A 20,030-nucleotide genomic window follows, 5' to 3' on the forward strand; every position below is an offset into this window, starting at 1 on the left:
CCAGACGGGCGACCGCGCGGTCACGGCGACTCCCCGCGCTACGGCGCGCAGCCCCCGCAGCACCGGCGGCCAGGGGTCGGATGCCGACGCACGCGGTGACCCAGACCCACCCACTCTCTCCAACGCTCCTGGAGCTGCCGGCGACGGCACCCCTGAACGGGATCACACCGGAAGGCCACCGGCGCAACCTGACTCCGCAGCGGGCAACCCCACGAGCAATGAACCGGCAGAGCGACCCGACGCCGAGCCTCAACCGGCCCCCAGGCAGGGACGGGACACCGCCTCAGGAAAGGGGGAAGAACAGGCTCGGTCGTACGGCGCGCACGAGGAGGTCGTCACACCCAACGGCACGGGCTACGTGGTCGGTCAGGAGCCAGACGGCGTCCTCGTCAACGAAGGCGGCACCTACCAGCTCTACCCGACCGAGCAACTGTCGCGGCCGGGCGAGGACCGCGCGCCCGAACCAGTGGACCCTGCCGAGGAAGAGCGGCAGGCGCAAAACCTTGCCGCCGCGATGTCGCCCGAGGGCCTGGAACTGCGCGGAGACAACGCGCGTCTGGCCCGCCTGAACCTGGACGAGGGCCATGGTGAGGTTCTCGACAACTCCGGAGAGGTCATCGGCTGGATCCGGCGCCGTGGCCGAACCTGGTACGGGCAGGACGCTCGTGGCGGCACCCGCAGCAGCACATCATGGACCGAAGACAACAAGGGCGGTCCCCTACGCGCCGCCGAGCTCATGGCGAGCTTCGTCGTCCTGGGGGCCCGCAGCGACACCATGCGCGGAGGGCAGCCGTTCCGGCACATCCGGCCCGAGGAAGTCACGGCACCGATCTTCTATTCGGCGCTCACCGACGCCCAGACCCGGGAACTGCGCACGCTCGCATCGCAATGGAAGACCGTGGCCGACCCGGATCTTCGGACCGCGGCAGCGCAGTGGTCACAGGAGATCTCCACGTCCCAGATGCGCCGCCTGGCCACGGCCGTAGAAGAAGTCGCCGCGCACACGGGCACCACGACGCCCCAAGGCCGACGCCGTCAGGGCGTGCTGCAGCGCCTGGCCGCGAACATCCGCAGTCAGGCGCACGCCGCCGAAGGGGCGTTCTCGACGCTACCCCCGCCCGGCGAGCCCGACCCCTGGGCCCAGCCTTACCGCCCTGAGGAGACACAGCAGGTCGCTGCTCCGACCAACGCCCCCCTGGACACGCCCGCCCGGCCGGACGCGGCTCCTCCGATGGCCTCTGAAATGCCCGGGACGGTGACGGCTGACGAACACAGCGAGGAAGACGTAGACGACGCCCCTCAGCCGGAAGCCGCCGCACAGCAGGCGACCCGAGACGTCTCCACTCCCCCCTTTGCGCCCCAGGACAAGAGTGCCGCTGCGATGCCCTCCAGCGCGCCACCCCCGCTGACAACCGGCCGACGCGCCCCATTGGCGGCCCCAGACAGCCCGGCCGCCACGAACCTGCCCAGCCCAACTGCCGAGACAACCGCGGCACAGCCTCAGAAGCCGCCCGGGGAGGCGACCGCGTCCACCCCAGCCATCGCGCTGGCCGAAGACTGGACCCTCCCCCAGGCCGACGTAGGCGCCCCGCACAGCACGGAGGCGGCGGCCGCCGCCTGGGCACTGCGCGGGGTGCTGTCCGACAGTGCCCTTATCGACCTCATGGCCGCGGTGGACGACGACGAGGCTTTCGCCCGCTGGAAGAGCCGGCACATGCGCTACTACGGCGAGGGAACAGGGCACGTCAACAAGGACCTCGCCCCCGCCGACGGCCTCAGCTACAAGAAGGACGCTAAGCACTTCGAAGCACGGATCGCCGATCAGACGGTCAACGTGACCTGGGACCGCATCCGCGCCTGGCTGCGCGAAGCCACCACCCCCGAAGCGCTCAGCCTGCTGCATGCGGCCGAAGAGGCAGGCGCCCGCCTGCGGGGCGGCAACCGCGGCGACGCTCTGCTCACGGCCACCGGAGAGCTGGCCCTGTCCCGTGACCTGCGCTCCCAGGTCCAGCGGCTGACCACTCAAGTCCTCGACCGCGTCGTGCAGTTCCTGGCGACGACGCCGGTGCCCACCGGGCGCCGGGGCAAGCGGTCTCCCCGCGCGGCGGAAGACGCTGCCCTCTTCGACCTGACCGAAGCACCCGTCTTCGAACTGCCCGGGGCGGACGCGGTCCGCTCCGACCTGGACCGCCTGATCGCCTACCTTCCCGACCTGCGTCAGGACAGGGAACCCCTGTCCGTACCGCTGTCCAAGCTCCGGGCGGGCATGGTGCTGGACCGGGGCGACCAGCCCGTAGTGATCACGGAGATCATCCGTCACCCTGGGCGCTGCGACATCGTCGGAGAGTTCCGGGGCCCGGTCTGGCCCGCCCGCATCAAGCACAGCGTCGAGCTGACGGAACAGGACCCCGATCCGCCCATTCCGCTCGCGCCGCTCTTCCCCTCGCTGCAGGAGCTGACCGGCCGGCAGCCCGAGCCGGACGACGACGAGACCCCAGGCCCCCTGGTCGAGGGACACCCCGCGCTCAGCGCACCCGCCGCCGCGCCGCGCGCCCAAGGCGAAGTCGCGCCGCCATCCACCCCGCCGGTGCCCCGCATGCCGGATCTTGTCTGGGATGAGCAGCGCCGACAGGCACATGGCCAGGCCATCGCCGCCCACGCCGGAGAGCGCCCCCCGCTGTCCGCCAGGCGCCGCGAACTGGATCCGGACGACCCCTACGCCCAGTTCACCGACAACCTCGAACACCAACTGCAGCAGCTCAGCGACCACCCCGACGAGCACGCGACGGTGGAAAACGCCGCCCGCGAGATCCGTGCCACGGTCTCCGATCTCGCCGCGAGGGCACGCGCCTACAGCACCGAGCGGCTGCGCACCGCGGAAAGCGACCCGGCCCAGCTGCTCCAGATCACTCTGGAGCCCTCGCTGAGCGCCCCGTTCGTCCGGGTCGCGATGAACGCCATCATGCGCGCCATCGACACCGCCGAGGCTGCGGTGAACAGCGCCCGCGCGAAGGGGCGGGTACGTGCCGCGCTGGCCGCCACCGTCTGCGCGCGCCCGCCGCATGATCCGCAGGGCGACAGCGCACGGGACTTCGGCGACGCCCTGGTCGAGTTCGAGTCGGTGGCATCGGACGAACAGGACACGGTCGCCGAGGTGCTGGCCGGCCCCGCTCAGTGGGCACACTTCGCCGACATGGCCGCGCGCGTCGAGGCCGCCACCGCCACCCCCGATCCGAACCCGCCCGCCCCACGATTCGCCGACCTCGACGAGGTCCGCGCCCACCTGGCCGACCTGGCGGTGCGCCCCCTGCCCGACATCGAAACCGACCCCGCAGGGCTCATCCGGCACGAGCTGCGCGGCCGCGCGAAGTTCGCGGGCCAACTCGCCAATGACCCGACCCTGGAACTCACCCCCAGCGGGCGGCTGGCGATCCACGGCTCACCAGGCCGCGGCTGGCAAGTGGTCGCGCCGGGCTCTGCCGACGCGATCGTGCCCTGGAGTGTGAAGTCGCGTCGGCACGCGCTCCGGTATGCCGCACTGCTGGAGCGCCTCACCGATACCGACGGCAAAGCGTACCCCTGGGACGCCGACGACTTCCCCAGCGCCCAAACCCCCTACGAGCCGCAGGGAGGACATCTCCTCTACGACTGGGTGGAGAGCAACCACTCCCACGACAGTCTCGGCTTCCACCACCGGCTGAGAATGCTGCGCGAGACGTCACCGGCGTACGGCTGGATGGAAGACCTCTCGCGATACGGGTTCTCGGCCTTCGACTACATCCACCCCGCAACCCCGGCGGACCTCCAGCCCGGCGACGAGGTGATGTTCACGTTCGACCAGGACGAGCTGGACTATGCGTCGGGCCTGGCTGGCTACTTTCCTCCGCTCCAGGGCGGCAACCTGGCCATCGGCACCGCCGTCGTCGGCGAGAACCGTCTGCTGATCCCCGGCTTCTGGTGGCCGCACCGACACCCTGACCAGGCCCAACGCCTCACCAAGATGGTGTCGTTGCGCGACGGGGCACGCCGCCCCCGCCCCGGCGAGTACACGCTGCATGCCGGCATCACCGCGCACCTGCCCGAACTGGTAGCCCACCAGGCCATCGAGGCCCCACCGCTTCCGGTCACCGGCGCCGCCCCCGACAGCCCGCGCGCCGAGAACAGCCCGGCCGCCACACCGGGTGCGACGCCCGCGGAAACCCTGAGTCCCGAGCCCGCCCACGAAGCTCCCACGACGCACGAATGGTCTACCGAGGCCCCATCGGCGTTGGCGGACGCGCCCTCGGCCGAACCCTGGGGCGATGACGAGGCGCCCGCAGCACTCTTCGAGCCCGGGCTGCAGAACGAGAGCGCGCCCCAAGCAACTCCCGCCGCCCAGGACTCACCGGCGCCCCCTGCTACAGCCACCGCCACCGATCCGGCGCCAGCACAGGCGGAGACCGGGGAGGAGAACGAGGCACCCGACGCCGACCCCGACGCACGCTGGCGAGAGAGGCTGTCCCGCAATGCGGCGGCAGGCGCAATCCTCGGGATCGACCCGAGCGCGGGGGAGAGCTTCGAGGGGTACGCCGGCCGGTTCGACGGCGACTACGACATCACCCTGCCGAGCGGCCGGTACTGCTACCGCACACCGGGCTTCGACCGCAAGAAGTACACCGTCCGCTACATCCCGAATCCAGCACGCGCCTGGGAGTCTAAGCAGATTGGGACCGTCAGCCGCGAACGCGACATCATGCCCATGGTGCGCAGGCATGCCGCCAAGCATGCCGACCCCCGCGACCCGCACACGGTGGGACTGACTGAGGCCGAGCAACAGGCCCTGGACGCGGTGGCCCGTGGGGTCATCTTCCGTTCCTTGGGGGAGTGGTACCGCGTCGGCCGGGACGGGCGGGCCAGCGAGCCGGCATTCGACTGGATCACGCAGGCGCTGTGGAGCCTGAGCGCACTCGGCCTCATCACCGTGCCCCCTGCGCAGCCCGATCACGGCCGTCTCGGTCACCGTCAGCATGCACAGCTCACGGAGTTCGGCGAGCAACGATGGAGCGGCCTTCGGGGGGAGCCGGACACCAAGACGATGCAGCCGGAAGGACCGGAACCGTCCGCCTCTTCCGCCGATGCTGAGCCTCCTGCCACAGCGCTCAACGAACAGCACGCCGACGGGGCACCGCCGAGCCCCACCGCAGTGGAGCCGCAGTTCCCCAAGCTCACCAAGGCACGCACGAGGGCCCTCTTCGACATCGCACGCGGCGACATCACCGAGGTCGACGGCGTGTTCATGAAGCGGACCCCGCAGCGGGGCATCGTCACGAAGGCCCGCTCCCAGAAGGCCGTCACCGACATTCTGGAATTGGGGCTGGCCGAACGCGCGGGCCAGCAGATACGACTGTCAAAGCACGGCACCGGCTGGTTCACCCACCACAACATCAAGCTGCCGGCCACCGGTCTTAGGGACACCGCGGCACTCGACGCATCGGCGCTCCCGCCGATCGACTACACCCCCCTGGTCGCCCGTCCGGCTGCTGACGATCAGCCGGGAAGCCCCCAACCGCCGGCGCCGGCCCCGCTACCCGCCGACTGGCACAAGCTGCCCCGCTCGGCGCGGAAGGCGGCGAACATCCAAGCGGTCAAGGAAACCGCGGCTGCGGCCCGGGCCCGGGCGGCCAGGTCCACGGCCCGCGACCTGGAAGAACTGGCAGCGGGCTCCGACCGCACCGACCGCTGGGTGTGGCGGAGCCAGTACCCGCTGGCCCAGTACGACGAGAACGCCGCCGCCGCACTGGAACGCCTCACCGACCCCGTCGCGCACGCCTACGCGACGCAGGCCGTGCACAAGATGCGCGCCGCCATCGAGGCCGTGGGCCGCGAGGCGACAGAGGACTACGTGCAACGCATCCGCGCCGCCGGGTCCGATCCGGTGGCCATGGACAAGGCGTGGCGCACCACCCAGGGAATCCAGGCCGATGACACCTATCGCCACCGCGTCCGGGGCATCGTCATCACCTACCTCCAGGCCATCGGCGCGCACGCCGAAGAAGCCGGCCTTGACTACGAGGCCATCGTTCACGTCCTCGAAGACGCCGCCGGCTGGAACGGCGGACTGCAGCCGCTCAGCCTCCGCCACCAAACCGCGCACGCGTACTTCCCCGCCGCCGAGGAAGTCGCTGACGCCGCTCGCTTCGTGGCGGGTGCCCTGCACGACTACGCGCTGGGCGAGACCGGCACGGTCGACGCCTGGGCCGACCGCCGGGAGACCTGGCGCACCATCGGGCCCCGCCCCGCCCTTGCCGACCGCACGTCCACCGATGAACATGGTCCAGCAGGTGCTGACGGCACCCTCGTCGGAGACGTGGCGTCGCCCGGCCCGGACGTCAGCCCGGCCGAGAAGGTCCGCTTCGAACGCCGCTTTGACTTCCCCTACCGCGTCGGCCAGTTCGTCGACCACCGAGACGACCAGGGCGACATCGTCACCTCCCGCGTGGTGAGCGAGGGCATCAATCCGATTCTGCGCGGCGATGACGGCCATGAGTTCCGCGCCCTGCGCGAGTTCCGCCAGAGCCGCTTTGTGGACGTACGCGAGGACGACGGCTCCGCGCTGCCGCCTCCGGCCTGGACAGCCACTCTGCCTGACGGTTACCGCGCCGTGGCGCCGGACCAGGTGAAGCCCGGCGATGTGGTCCACGACTACCGGGAGAACGGGGCCCTGTGGACCTCCAGGCTCGTCATCGAGGTCAAGGAGAACGACGGCACGACAGCCCTGACCACCGTGGGGCTGCAGAAGTTCTCCGGGGTCTGGCTCCACTACGACCACCGAGCCATCGCGATCCTTGACGAAACGGAACAGTCTCGCCAGCTCGCCGAGGCGGCACTGCGCGGCCGGGAGGTTCGCAACTTCGCGAAGACCTTCGGTATCTCCCTCGCGGGCACCCGCATCAGGCCGGCTACGGAAGCAGGTGCGCCCGCATCGCCCCAGAAAATGCAGGAGGATGCCCGGCCCGATCAGCAGGCTGCGGATACACAGGATCCCGGAAGCGACACAGCCGCCGAGGAGGCGCCGCCTACGCACGCCCCCACCGCGGCCAAGGCGGGCGCACCGGCTGACTCGGCGGCCAACGACAACACCCCCGCCCCGCGAGATGCCCGCAAGGCCCCTGCCCGGGAAGAGGCGACGCCTGCCCCACCCGGCCCCGCCACGCAGACTGTGGATGAGGCGACGGAGCCCGCCTCCGCGCCCATGGGCGCGGAGGGCACCAGCGCGCCGCAGGAAAAAGCCCCGGCCGACCCGGGGCAGAACCGGCCCAACCCCGCCTCGCGCCCCGGGACCACCCAGACCCGCACCGGCCAGCTCCAGGAGGCCGACACCGTGCCCAGCGGCCCACCGGAGCGTGCCACCCCCGAGACCAGGAACGACTCGACGTCCAAGCCACCGGCCACACCACAGGATGAGGGCAGCGTGGCGAGTCGTGTGCCGCCGAGCGCGGACAACGGTGAGGAACCCGCTACCCCGACCACAGCCGCGGCTCCCGACGTGCAGTTGGACCCACAGTCCGCTGAGCCCTACCCGGACGCGGGCGCGTACTCCGCCGCCCACGAGGCCCTGCTGAGGGAACTCGACCAGCACGAACAGTGGCTCGCGCAGACCCCGGCAGCAGCTGAGGCCGCAGCCGCCCTGGCCGGAGCGGACACCCTCAGCCTGCACGCACTGACGAATCTGCTCGCCTTGCAGGCCGCCGTCGAACCGGACGCGGACCACGGCAACCCGCGCACTCGCCTTGCCCAGCGCCTCGGCCACCACATCCGGTGCACGCAACTGACCATGGCGAAGCTCATCCTCGGCCAGGCCGCACGCAGCACCAACACCGAGCATCTGCGCGAACCCCACCACAAGGCGTTCCAGGGCCAGTTCATCGACTTCGTCCAGCAGACCGAGGACGGCGAGATGGAGCTCAGCCAGTACCTCCAACACCGCAACGAGCAGATCACCCAGCAACCCGCCCGCACAGAAGACCTCTCCGACGAGGCGCCCGCGACGGTAGAGGAGGCCACCACCATGGCGATGGACCCGGACGACGACATCCAACTGCCCGTTCTCGAGCTGCCCGGCGAGGCCTTCATGACCGCCGAGGAAGCCGCACCGCGCCTGCTCGCCCACGCGCAGACCCACCTGGCCGGCGGGCGCCCAGCCGTCGAGCCGTTCGCCCACATCCGCGGCCGCCCGGTCTACGCGATGGTCAGTCAGGACGAGAGGTTCGGCCCCACACTCCTCCTCGGCCTGGCCCTTAACAACGCAGGGGGCCATGCCCGGCCCGTCACCATCCCTGGCGACGATCTCGCAGCGGTCGCCGCAGAGACATTGCTGACGGCGGTGACCGCGTGGGTGCACGCGGGCGACGACGGCAATCGCCCCCTCCTGGACTACGCCCCCATCACTGCCGCCCCGGCACGCGTGACGGCGACGCAGGGCCGGGAACAACCGACCCCGGCCCAGACGGAACAGCCCGCATCGGCGGCTGAACCGACCGAGCCGACCGCCGCGACCGGCACCGCTCCGACTGCCGCTGCGCCGGAACCGATCGCCCCCAAGAGCCCCAAGAAATCCGTTGAGCCCCCGGCTCCCGCCGCCGCCCCGGCGCAGGCTGCTGCGGCACCTGCCGCAGCGCCAGCCTCCGCCGCACCCACGGCTCCCGCGGCGGACGGGGCTGTCCCGGGCAACCCGGCACAGGCAGACCCGGCCCAGGTCCGCACCGCCGACTCTGGCTCTGGGCAGACTTTCTCTCCGGCACGGCCGCCGCAGCCGCCGGCCGCTTCCCCGGCCCCCGGTGCGCCTCCGGCATTTACGGCACCCAGGTCTCAGAGCGAGACCAGTGGTGCGGCCTCGGTAGAACCGGCGGGCACGAACCTCTCGTCCACGGCTCCGACGTCTTCTGCTGCGGGAAGGTTGTCGGACGCGGAGGTGGAGCGTGCGGTGGCGGGGCTGGTGTCTCCGCTTCTCGAGGCGCATGGCCTGGCCGAGCATCAGGGCATCACCGTGGACGGGGACCATGTCGTCGTCAGCATTGATCCGGGCACCAGCGTCATCAATGCGGGCCGGGCGACGGCGCGCCGCATCGAGGAGGAACTGCGGCAGACGAAGGCTGATACGGGGGATCGGCGGTTGGACCGGTTCCGGCTGGATGTGCAGCCCGCCCCTCCCGGCCAGTCCACCCTCGGGAGTGCGGTCGCCGGCGTGGACGACCTGCCGGATGTGCCGCGGGACCGGCTGATCGCTGCGTGTGCGGCCGCCCACCGCTTCTACATCGACGCGCTGCACGCGGAAGGCTCGGAGCAGGCGGAGCTGGCCCGTACCTACCTCGGTGACGGTGATGAGGCCCGGGATATCGAGGGGCGGAGGTTGTCGCCGGAGGCCCAGCGCAGGTGGCAGCTGGGTCTGGCGCCCGCGGATAGGTCGCAGGGCCGCTGGAGGCCCCTCGTCACCCACTTGAAGGGCCGGGGTTTCTCGGACGATGAGATCGTCGCGGCAGGCCTGGCCTGGCGGGCCAAGAACAACAAGCAGGTCCTATATGACGTGTTCGCGAACCGGATCATGTATCCGGTACATGACGCCCACGGTGCGGTAGTCGGATTCACCGGCCGCATGCTGGAACACCCCGGGGACACAGCCGAGCAGGCGAAGGACCGGTGCGGCGGCGACCAGAAGTACTACAACACCCGTACCACCAGCATTTTCTCCAAGGGCGAGTTGGTGTTCGGGCTGTTCCATTCGGTGCAGGCCGAAGCCAAGGCCGCCTCGCAGGCCGACGGCCGTCTCGGGGTGACGGTGAGTGTGGAGGGCCCGCACGACGTCATCGCCGGCGGCGAGGCGGCCGCCACGCTTCCGCTTGCTGAGCGGCCCGTGTTTGCCGCGCCGATGGGTACCGCCATCACCCCGGAGAGTGTGACGGCGATCCGCGATGTGGATCCGGCCAGCGGGCAGGCCCGCCGCACGCAGGTCGTGTGCATCGACGACGACAACGCGGGCCGTGCAGCACTGGCCGCTCCCCGCGCCTGGAAGGCCCTGCAAGGTACGGCGGGCGAGTGCCGGGTCACGCGGGCCGGTGGCGGGGCGAAGGATCTGGCCGCGCTGCGCGAGAACGACATCGCCTCGGGCGGTGATGGTGCGCGGGTGGTGCTGGATGCGGTGGCCGACACAGAGCATCTGCTGGAGACGGCGCTGCCGGCTGCGCTGGACAAGGTCGCCGGCGAGCATGCGTTGGACAACGGCTCGTTCGCTGGGGCGTCGCAGCAGGCCCGTCTTGAGGCGGTGCGGGAAGCAGCGCGGCTGATCGGGGACTGCCTGGACGAGCTGGCCACGGACGATATTCCGGTCGAGGTCGTGATCGCCCGGATGGCCCTGATTGTGGAGGAGGGCTGGGGACTGCCCGCGGAAGAGACCTCTACCCAGCTTCTGGCAGGTCCGGGCTTCCACAACCGGCGGGAACTGGAGCAGGCCCGCACGCAGGCGGTGCAGCTGCTGGAGACCGAACGTCAGGCCGCTGACCCGGAGGGGTTCGAGCCGGTCAGTGAGCAGGCCGGCGCCCGTGATCGTGCGCCGCGACGCGCGGCAGGCTCTGAGCCGTCGTCTGACCGAGGGGATCCCCTTACCACTCGTACCGCCCCGGTGCCTCCCGCTGAGGAGACGGGTGCGACGGTTGGCGCGACGTCTTCAGAGGCTGCGCCCGCGGCTGCTGCTCTGGTGTCGCCGGATCCGGCAGTGGCCGGTGAGTCCGTTGAGTCTGAGGGCTCCGGAGACGGGCAGGGCGACACTCCGGAGGCATCGTCGGGCACTGCTGTGGGACCAGCCGGTGGGGAGGACCTGGACGAGGCTGATGAGTGGCTGCCGGTGGTGGATGTGCCGGGGGACTCCGCGTTGCGTGCCGAGGATGCAGGGTCGGTGCTGCACCGGCGGCTCGCCGCTCTCCTTGGAGGCGATGCGGGGGATGCGGTCTTCGGGCATGTCCTGGATCGTCAGGTGTATGCGCGGGTGGTGGACGGGAAGTCCGACCGCGGTGTTCTTCTGAGCCTGGCCCAGGGGGCGGATGTTCCTCGGGTGCACTTCACCCGCCGGGACCTGGAGGGGCTGGAGGAGGCCCGTCTGTGGCAGGCGGCACAGGCGTGGATCACTGCCGGGGGGCAGGGCGGTGGGCCCCTGCTGTCGTACGCTCCCGCCCCGGCGCAGGCTGCTGCGGCACCTGCCGCAGCGCCGGCCTCCGCCGCACCCACGGCCCCCGCGGCGGACGGGGCTGTCCCGGGCAACCCGGCCCAATCCACCCCGGCCCCCGCAACCGACAGCCTGGCGCAGCAGGGCGCCACGGTGAAAAAGAGCGCCCCTGCCCCCGCACAGCCCGCGCCCGCCGGTTCCGACCCGGTCGATCGGCTCACGGGGCTGGCTCGCGCCGCCTTGGCCGACCTCGGCGTCACCCTGGACGCCACGGGTGTGCTCACCGCCGACCGCACGGTAGTGATCACCCTGGAGACCAGCGGCACCCCCGAGCGCGACCGCGAGCTCGCGGACAACCTCCGCCCTGCCCTCGACGAGGCGATCCGGCAGCACCCGGACCGGGGCTTGGCCGCCTACCGCGTCGACATCGCGCACACCCCCCAGGTCGGCCAGGGTGCCCTAAAGCAGGACGCTCCCAACGCGCAGGCGGCTCCCGGCACCGACAGCAGCGACACGGACCGCGCCCCAGGGCAATGGCCGACCGGAACTGCGGCCGCCGAGGACTCGCCCAGCCCCACACCTGCCCAGGGCACGGCGCCCGCGGCCACCGACATCCGGCCCGCCGCGCTCGGGCAGTGGCCCGCGGGAGCGCGCGCGAGCGGCCCCGTGGCCTCCCCGCGCCCCGCCCCCGAACCGGCCCCCGTCCCAGGGGACTTCGACCTGAGCATGTTCCTGCCGTCACCGGTCGACGGGCAGCTGACCGAGCACACCGACCGCACCACCGCGGCGTACGCCCTGCACCACGCCGTGCACGAACGCCTGGGGCAGCACACCGCCGAGACACCGGAGCCCGACCAGCTGCCCCAGCCCCTGGCCCTGGGCACCGTCCACGGCGTTGAACTGAGCACCTCCGGAGACGACCAGACCAGCGAGGACCCCACCGTCGTGGTGTGGCTGGGCACCTCCCACAACGACTCACTGCGCCTGTCCTACAGCCGCTTCATCGAGATGACCGGCCCCGAACTGCTCGCCGCGGTCGAGTGGCGCGCCGCCCAGTCCGCCGGACTACTCGGTACCCCCCTGAGCCAGACCTGGCGGGCCGCAGTGCGCGCCATCATCCCGCCCACCTTCCCCACCCAGCCGACCCCCAGCCAGTTCGCCGACCTCCTCGACACGATCGCCCAGAGCCCCGACGCCAGTGACGACCACATCCGCCACCGTGCCGAGCAGGCCGTCGCCCTCTACACCGCAGGCCACGCGGACCTCGCCCTGAACCACCTCGCCGCCCACGACCACATCTGGGTCCTGCGCAACGACGGCTCCTGGATCCAGGAGGAGGCCCCCGGCACGAAACAGACCTGGGAGGAACTCGACAACGGTTTCCGCCAGGCGTCCGCCGAGCTCGGCGACATCACCCAGGAAGCCGCCGCCCATTCCCGCGGGGAACCGATACCGCCGGCCGCCGACCTCACCGTCGCCCACCACAGCGCCCACGAAGCCCTCGCCGCACTGCGCCCGTACTCCATCGGCCTGCCCGGCACCATCTACGAGAAGATCACTGACCTCGTGGCCCAGATGGACGCCGCCGAGCCCGCCCTGCGCCGCCTGCGCGGCCCGAGCGGCGAGCCGCTTATGAACCGGGCCAAGACCGCCTTCGTCCGCGTCCTCGAAGGCCTGGCCACCGTCGCCTCCAAGATCCGCCTCACCGGCCTGAGCACCCGCCTGGAACGCACCGTCGCCCGCCTACGCGGCCAGGACCCCGACACCCTGCCCGCCGAGCGTGCCGTGCGCACCGACCGGCGTATGCAGGACCTCGCCCACATCGAACGCGACCTCGAACGCCGCATGGCCGCCCCCACCACCACGCTCGCCGAACGCGGCGAACTCCAAGAACAGTGGATCATCAACCGGGCCCGCTGGCGCGCCCGCTTCGAGCAACTGACCGGCCTGCCGCCGGAGTCGGACTTCCTGCCCGACAACGACCTCGTCGCCGGCGCCCCACCCGTCCCCAACCCCGTTGCCGCGCATGACCTACTGCTGGACCGCCTCACCGCCCGCGTCGTCGAACTCCGCGACACCGACCCGCACACCGGAGAGGACGGCAGCCCCTACGACCCCACCGCCGACCTCTTCAACGGCGTCGCCTGGGCCTACCAGCAGCGCCTGATCGGAACCGTCCCGACCGGCGATGACCCGCAAGGCCCCATCCCCCTCACCCAGTTGCGGCGGGCCGCCCTCATCGTGACGTCCCACCAGGACGCCTCCCCGCTCACGCTCCGGCGCACCATGAGCGTCACCGCCGAACGCGCCGACCGCCTCCTGCACCGCCTGGAGGAACAGCAGATCCTCGGCCCCTACCGCCCCGATGCTCCCCGGACGGTCCTGGCACGTCCCTCCGACATCGACGCACTGCTCGCCCGGCCCGCCACCCCGCCCGCCCTGCGTAAACCGGCCGCCGAACCGGCGCCCGCGCCAGCCGCCCCGGGCGCGGATCCCGACGCACTCGATGAGGCCCGGATCCACAAGATGGTCAACAAGATCCTCACCGACCAGCAAAAGCGCAGCGAGACCCGAGGCGAGCCGGACCCGGCCGAGCGCACGGCGCCCGCATCCCGCGTGCGCAAGACCGGGCGCAAGTCCGCGCACAAGGAAGCCGAGGCGAACGCGCTCGCAGCCGGCCAGCCCACCTCACTCGCACCCAGCCAGACCTGATGAGGAGATCCCGATGACAACACCGACCCCACTGCAGACCGAACCCACACCACCCGTGCCCACGCTGTCCCCCGATGCACCGGCGGCCACGACGGAGAAGGCGCTCGAGCGCTACGGGCGCCTGATGAGCCTCCAGCGCGGCCTGCGCCGCGCGCGTGCCCTGGACGACGCGGACGCGCCACCCCAGGCGGGCCCCCGCGATCTGACCGGCATCTACGACGCGCTGATCACCGCGCAGAACAACAAGGCCTACTACTACAGCCACCCCGACTGGCATGCCCTCCGCGACATCCGCCAGCAGGTCGACGGCGTACTCGCGCGCCTCAACGAGCAAGCAGAGACCACACCCCAGGCAGCGATCCACGCGGCCAAGATCACCACCTTGGCCGCCAGCCTCATCGCCCGGCACGCCGCCAAGGTCAGCGCCCACCTCGATGCCTGGGATCAGCGCAACACACCGGGCGGCCGGGCCATGCGCACCCTCACCCGGGTCGCAGAGGACCACGCAGCCCGGGCTTCCGGTCTCGACTCCGTACAGGCTCTGGACACCCCGCGCCTGCTCATCGCCCACGTCCACAAGCTGAACAAGGAACTGCGGCGGGCCGAGCCGTCCCAGGAACTCGCACGGGACCTCAGCCTGGACGACCCGGACGACCCGGCACTGGACAGCGCGCTGTCCACCGGCGCGGCCACCGACCCGGAACTGGCCGAAGCCTCCCAGCTGATGAGCGCCCTGAGCGAACTCGCAGCCCGCGCCCGCCGCGCAGGACACCGCCTCACCCTCGACGTACGCCTGCACGGCATGATCGAGACCGCACAGCTCCGCGGCTTCGAAATGATCTCGGGGATCGCGCAGGCCGTCATGCGGCGCTACGACAACCAAGGCCGGGGCACCGAGGGGCGCCGCACGATCGCCGCCATGATCTACCACTACGCGGAGCAGCGCCTCGAGCGCATGCGCGGGAGCCTCGGCGAAGATGAGCACCGCGAGCACGGCTACTACGAAGGTGAGACGCCGGACCGCTACCTGGACGCCCTCTTCGACGAGTCACGCACTGTTCTGAACGAACTGAAAGCGGAGAACCTCACGCCGCAGGAGCAGACCGACTTGCAGATCCGGTTCCTCCTCGCCCAGAACGCGATCGCCGCCCGCGTTGACGAGGAATACCCGATGGAGGCGAACTTCCCACCCAAACCGTGGGTCGCCGGCCTGCGCACCGACACCCCCGTCGCTACCCGCCTTGCCCTGATCGACGAGCTCCGCCGCCGGGTCGAGAACGACCCGTATCATCGCGACGCGCCGTTCCTGAACAGGGCTAAAGACCGCTTCGCCCAGGAGATCGCCGGGCCCACGGAGCTCACCGCCGAGGCAGTGGACGCAGAGGTCACCGCCACCGAGATCAGGGCGATTGCGCAACACCTCGTCGAGCACGGCACCGTCGCCTCCCCCCTGGTGCTGAGCGACACTCCGGAGCTGAACGTCAGCCATGCCCAAGCGGAGCGAGCCCTCGACGTGCTCCATCGCCTCAAGGTGGTCGGCCCGCCCAACGGGCTGAAGCCTCGCGAGACCACCGCAACCACGCGCAGCCTGCCAGACCAGTTGATGCTGCTCGAGGAGCGCCTGCCCAACCTGCTGCGGCTCCAGGAGGAATCAGCGCAACTGGCGACGTCCCCAGCACCCCCGGCAGCACCACCGGCACCGACTCCCGCGCAGACTCAGCCCTCCCCTTCGGCCGAGGTCACCAACGACCAGCTGCGCAGAGCCGCACTCGCTGCCGCCGCGAACAAGGTGGCCTCCCCTCAGATGTTCGCAAGCACCCTGAACGTCACACCGGAGCAGGGCCAAGCACTCATGAACGCGCTGCAGGAGCGCAACCTGCTCACACAAGCCCCCGACGGCGCGTGGGAGCCGCAGTTCGATGTCCAACAGGTGGATGCCCTCATTCCTGCCCGCACACCGACGCCGCAGACCGCAGAGCCGCCCCACACCGCGCCCACTGCGACCGTCGACACCGGCCCGGCCCCAGCTGCCACAGCACCGCCGGACCTACCGCGGCGGCAGCGTGGTGTAGAGCGCCCACACCCGGGCAACATCGCTGCGCGCCACTCGAAGACACCCGCAGCCGACACAACGGACGCGGAGCTTGAACAGCTGCTCTCACCCAGCCAGGACCGCATCGCGGCGATCAGCAAGGCGATCATCGATGGCGCCGAGACCCGGGCCGCTGCACATCCGGCGCCAGCGGAGGCCACCACGTCCAAGCCAGCCCACGTCGACGAGGCACAGCAGAACGCCCAACAGGCGCAACAGACGACAGGCGTGGGGATCAGTTGATCTCGCGCACCAACGGCATCGAGAGAGGGGCTATCGCCATGGAAGACCAGCAGGAGCTAAGGGAGCAGGAAGCGAAGAGGATCAAGAGGGTAGTCGAGGGCCTGAGGCGGCGAGCCATGCTCCGGCAGTCACACGATGAAGCACGGCAGGGCCCTCAGCAGCCCACCGAGGAGCACTACGCACAGCTGCCCTCTCCTGCCCCCACCGGTATCCGCTGAGCGCCGAGTGACGGCGGATCGAGTGAGTCGAACTCGATGTCACGCTTCTCGTGTGCTCATCCCGGTCTCGGAACAGGCCCGGGCTGGACCAAGCGCCTGAATGCCGCAGACCCGCTGATCTCTCAAGCCGGAACTAGTGGTGCCGGGTTCACGCTTGCGCTCGTTGGAAGGTGCTCGGTGTGATGCCGTAGGTGCGCTGGAACCAGCGGCTGAAGTGGGCCTGGTCGGCGAAGCCGGTGGCAGCAGCCGCGTCGGCGGATGTGGCGCCGGTCGTCAGCAGGTGGCGGGCGCGGCGCAGGCGGAGTTGGCGCTGGTAGTCGCTGGGGGCCATGCCGAACTCAGCGCGGAAGGCGCGGTAGAGGGCGAATCGGCTGCAGCCGACGGCCCGGGCCAGGAGGTCGGCCCGGATCGGTTCGAGGTATGCATCGGTCAGCAGCGCACGGGCCCGTCGGGCGGCCTGTCGCTGCGCACCTCTGGCCAGCGTTCGCATGGGGGGTGTCCGGGTCGCGCCGCGGTGTGCCATCGCGGTCACGGCCGCGGTCAGGCGTTCGTCCCGTAGAAGTGGATTCTGGCGGGTGACCAGAGCGGCGTGCAGGCGTGCGAGGGCGTCGGCGAGCACGGGGTCGGTCAGAACGGGCTGTACGAAGAGCGGCATGGCCTCGGAGCGGCCGTCGGTGGCGTCGGCGAGGACCTCGCGCACCACCGCGGGTCCGATGTGCACGATGCGGTACTGGTAGCCCAGTTCTGCCGCGGCCTGACCGTCGTGCACCTCGTCCGGATTGAATGCCATCACCATCCCGGCGCCGCTGGTGTGGGCTGCGCCGCGGCAGCGGAAGCGCTGAGCGCCGGCGTCGGTGATGCCGAAGGAGTATGTGTCGTGGCTGTGCGGCGGGTACACGTGGTCGAGGAAGTGTGCGTGCATGGCCTCCAGCGGGCGCGTACCGTCCCGCCAGTACCGCACCCAGCTCTGCCCCATCCCCATGGCCTCATTGTGGCGTGCGCACCAGCGTTCAAGACGGGCAGGGGGCTGGGCCGCCAGTGTCGGGACATGCAAACGAAGAGGGGATTGAGCAGTCCGTATCTGCTGCTGATGATCACTATGGTGCTGTGGGGGAGCGCCTTTTCCAGCTCCAAGTCGGTGGTGGAGCAGGTGCCGCACGCCGTGGCTGCGCTGCTGCGCTTCGGGGGCGGTGCCGTTGCGCTGCTTGCAGCGGTGTGGCTGTTCGGGAGCCGGGAGGCGACGGTGACGGCGCGCGGGGGGTGGCGCGCGGCGATGGCTGGAGTGCTGGGCGTGTTCGCCTACAACGGCTTCTTCTTCTGGGGGTTGTCGCTGGCGCCTTCCCTGGACGCCGGCATTCTCATCCCCGTCATGAGCCCGGTGCTCACCAGCGCTTTTCTGCTTGTGACGCGTCGGGAGCGCGCCTTGTGGGCGCGGATAGCCGGTCTTGGCCTCGGTCTTGCCGGGGCTGTGGTCTTCTTCCTGGGGGCGGGCGGCAGTTCGCACGGAGGCTCGACGCGACTCGCGGGGGATGCGCTGTTCCTTCTCAGTGCGCTGTGTTGGGCCGCCTACACGCTGGCCGGCCCGCGGGTGCTGGCCGGTATCGAACCGCTACGGGCCACGACGTACGCGACCTGCGCGGGGGCCGTTCTGCTCGGTGTGATCGCCGCACCCGATATCCCGGAGGTGCGCTGGAGTGAACTGCCGGCCGGTGTCTGGCTGAACGTCGCGTATTTGGCCCTGGGTGCTGCTGCCGTCGCGAACCTCCTCTACTACCGGGGGGTTGGGGCAGTGGGTCCCGCACGGGCGTCCTTCATGATGTTCACCGTCCCGGTCACCAACACCCTGTGCGCCACGCTCTTCCTAGACGAATCCTTCGGTGGGCTGCAGGGAGCGGGTGCACTCGTGCTGCTCGCGGGTGCCGTACTGGCTGTCACCCAGGGGCGACTGCCGAAGCGCCCGGCCCGGTCAGCAGGGACTCGGCGTACGAGTGACGCCCGTGAGCCGGAGGGCCATGTGGAGCGATGACGACCATGTGGGGTGGCGAAAACCAGGGCTTTCGCGTCCACCTCGCGCTGGGCCAGGACCAGGCCGGTCCCGTTCATCGCGGCCAGCAGGTGGAGGACCGTGCGGCAAACTCGACCCCGCCACGGTTGATGGAGTGGGAGACAGGGCTGCCGATATGATCACCGGGGGTTGCGGCTGGAGCGGCACGACGCGCACCGCCAGGCGCGGTCTTCTCGGAGCGTGATGCTCGGCTGCCAGTAGAGCGCACACACTCGTCGCGGCGGTCCAGCTGCCCGAAGCGATGTCGATTAGTCCCGAATTCGCCATCGCGCTACCGAGTCGACTCATTGGCTTTCTGCCGAGCGCCCCGCCGTACCGCCCGGCCGTCATCACCACAGGTGTGGCGCCCGGGAGCCACATCCTCAGACCGCTGCGCTCATTGCTCCGCTCGGCCGAGGACAAACGCGAATCGTTCCTCGAACTCGAGCATGTGCTGCGGGTGCTGGTGTCGGATGGTGGCGATCCCGGCCTCGAGACACCCGCGACCACCGGCGGCTGGCGCCGCTGCCGCCCGTCCGATCGCGAACACGGCGTGGCATGCGCGGCACCGGTCGGGCCCAACCTGTACGGTACGAACTCCCTCGTACGCCACGTGCTTTCTATGGAGCTGACTGTGTCAGTGCTCGTCGCTCACATCCGAGCAGTCGGTCACGGAGAGCTTTGCTCTCGGGCTGGTGTGGGGGTGCACCGTGGCGATCAGTGACTCGGACATCTCAAGCGCGCTTTCTGCCTACCTCGAGCGCTACCCGGACGAGGCCGCGCTGCTGTCTGAGCCGGTGCAACTGCTGTCTCAAGGAGGGGATTTCGCCTCACGGCGGCATTTTCCGATGCACGTGACTGTCGGTGCGCTGCTGGTCCGCGGTGACGCCGAGATCCTGCTTGTCGAGCACCGCGCGTACGGGATCACGTTGCAGCCTGGCGGCCACCTCGAGCCGACCGACACCACACTGATCGACGCGGCAGTACGCGAGTTGGCGGAGGAGACCGGTGTTGACCCCCACAAGGTCCTGCCGGCGTCGCAGACCCCCGTCTACATCGAATACGGCAGGGTTCCGGCACGACCGGAGAAGGAGGAGCCGGAGCACTACCACCTCGACATCGGGTACTCCTTCGTGACGGCGCATGCGGACGTGGGGCGCATCCAGGAGTCCGAGGTGAGGGGTGCCGCCTGGTACCCGCTCGCCGTGGCCGAGCGCCTTGTCGGGCACCGCATTGCGCGGGCGGTCGGCGCGCCGGCCCGGATCGGTTGACCGGGCCCCGTTGAACGTTTCCGGTCGGCAGCGGCACCGGATCACGGTGCGCACCGGTCGAGGCTCCGTAGTCGTTGTCGGCTCCTTGTCGAACCGAACGCGGGAGCCTCGACGGTCGCAGCTTCAGCCGATGTCGGCCGAGCTGTGGTGTCCACTCACTCGTACGCCGCGGCGCACAGCCGCCAGATCGGGCCAGCGCTCGGCCGACTGCACACCGCGCTGGCCTCCTGCCCCACGAGCTCGTTCAAGCCGAACA

General features: G+C 70.7%; 5 protein-coding genes. 4 read left to right on the forward strand and 1 reads right to left on the reverse strand.

Features of this window, described 5'->3' with window-relative positions; all coding sequences use genetic code 11:
• The first annotated feature begins 358 nt into the window (after positions 1-358).
• Positions 359-13,906: a hypothetical protein gene (locus tag ACTWP8_RS19870; protein ID WP_443323493.1), complete on the forward strand. Its 13,548-nt coding sequence runs from the start codon at positions 359-361 to the stop codon at positions 13,904-13,906.
• 13 nt (positions 13,907-13,919) lie between these two features.
• A complete protein-coding gene (locus tag ACTWP8_RS19875) occupies positions 13,920-16,241 on the forward strand; it encodes a hypothetical protein (protein WP_443323494.1) in 2,322 nt (773 codons plus the stop codon).
• 366 nt (positions 16,242-16,607) lie between these two features.
• Here the strand turns inward: ACTWP8_RS19875 and ACTWP8_RS19880 are convergent, their stop codons facing one another.
• On the reverse strand, positions 16,608-17,441 hold the full coding sequence (locus tag ACTWP8_RS19880) for an AraC family ligand binding domain-containing protein (protein ID WP_443323495.1): 834 nt from the start codon (positions 17,439-17,441) through the stop codon (positions 16,608-16,610).
• Between the two features lie 66 nt (positions 17,442-17,507).
• Here ACTWP8_RS19880 and ACTWP8_RS19885 point away from each other — a divergent pair, with 66 nt between their 5' ends.
• Positions 17,508-18,485, forward strand: a complete 978-nt coding sequence (locus ACTWP8_RS19885; RefSeq protein ID WP_443323496.1) for a DMT family transporter — start codon at positions 17,508-17,510, stop codon at positions 18,483-18,485.
• A gap of 728 nt (positions 18,486-19,213) precedes the next feature.
• Positions 19,214-19,774, forward strand: a complete 561-nt coding sequence (locus tag ACTWP8_RS19890; RefSeq protein WP_443323497.1) for an NUDIX hydrolase — start codon at positions 19,214-19,216, stop codon at positions 19,772-19,774.
• Positions 19,775-20,030 lie beyond the last annotated feature (256 nt).

Source organism: Streptomyces sp. 7N604, assembly GCF_052245475.1.
In the GTDB taxonomy this organism is placed as follows: domain Bacteria; phylum Actinomycetota; class Actinomycetes; order Streptomycetales; family Streptomycetaceae; genus Streptomyces.

Bases quoted from the DNA above. Each gene is read 5' to 3' on its own strand.
- ACTWP8_RS19880 (WP_443323495.1), bottom strand. From the start codon at position 17,441: ATGGGGATGGGGCAGAGCTGGGTGCGGTACTGGCGGGACGGTACGCGC.
- ACTWP8_RS19875 (WP_443323494.1), top strand. From the start codon at position 13,920: ATGACAACACCGACCCCACTGCAGACCGAACCCACACCACCCGTGCCC.
- ACTWP8_RS19885 (WP_443323496.1), top strand. From the start codon at position 17,508: ATGCAAACGAAGAGGGGATTGAGCAGTCCGTATCTGCTGCTGATGATC.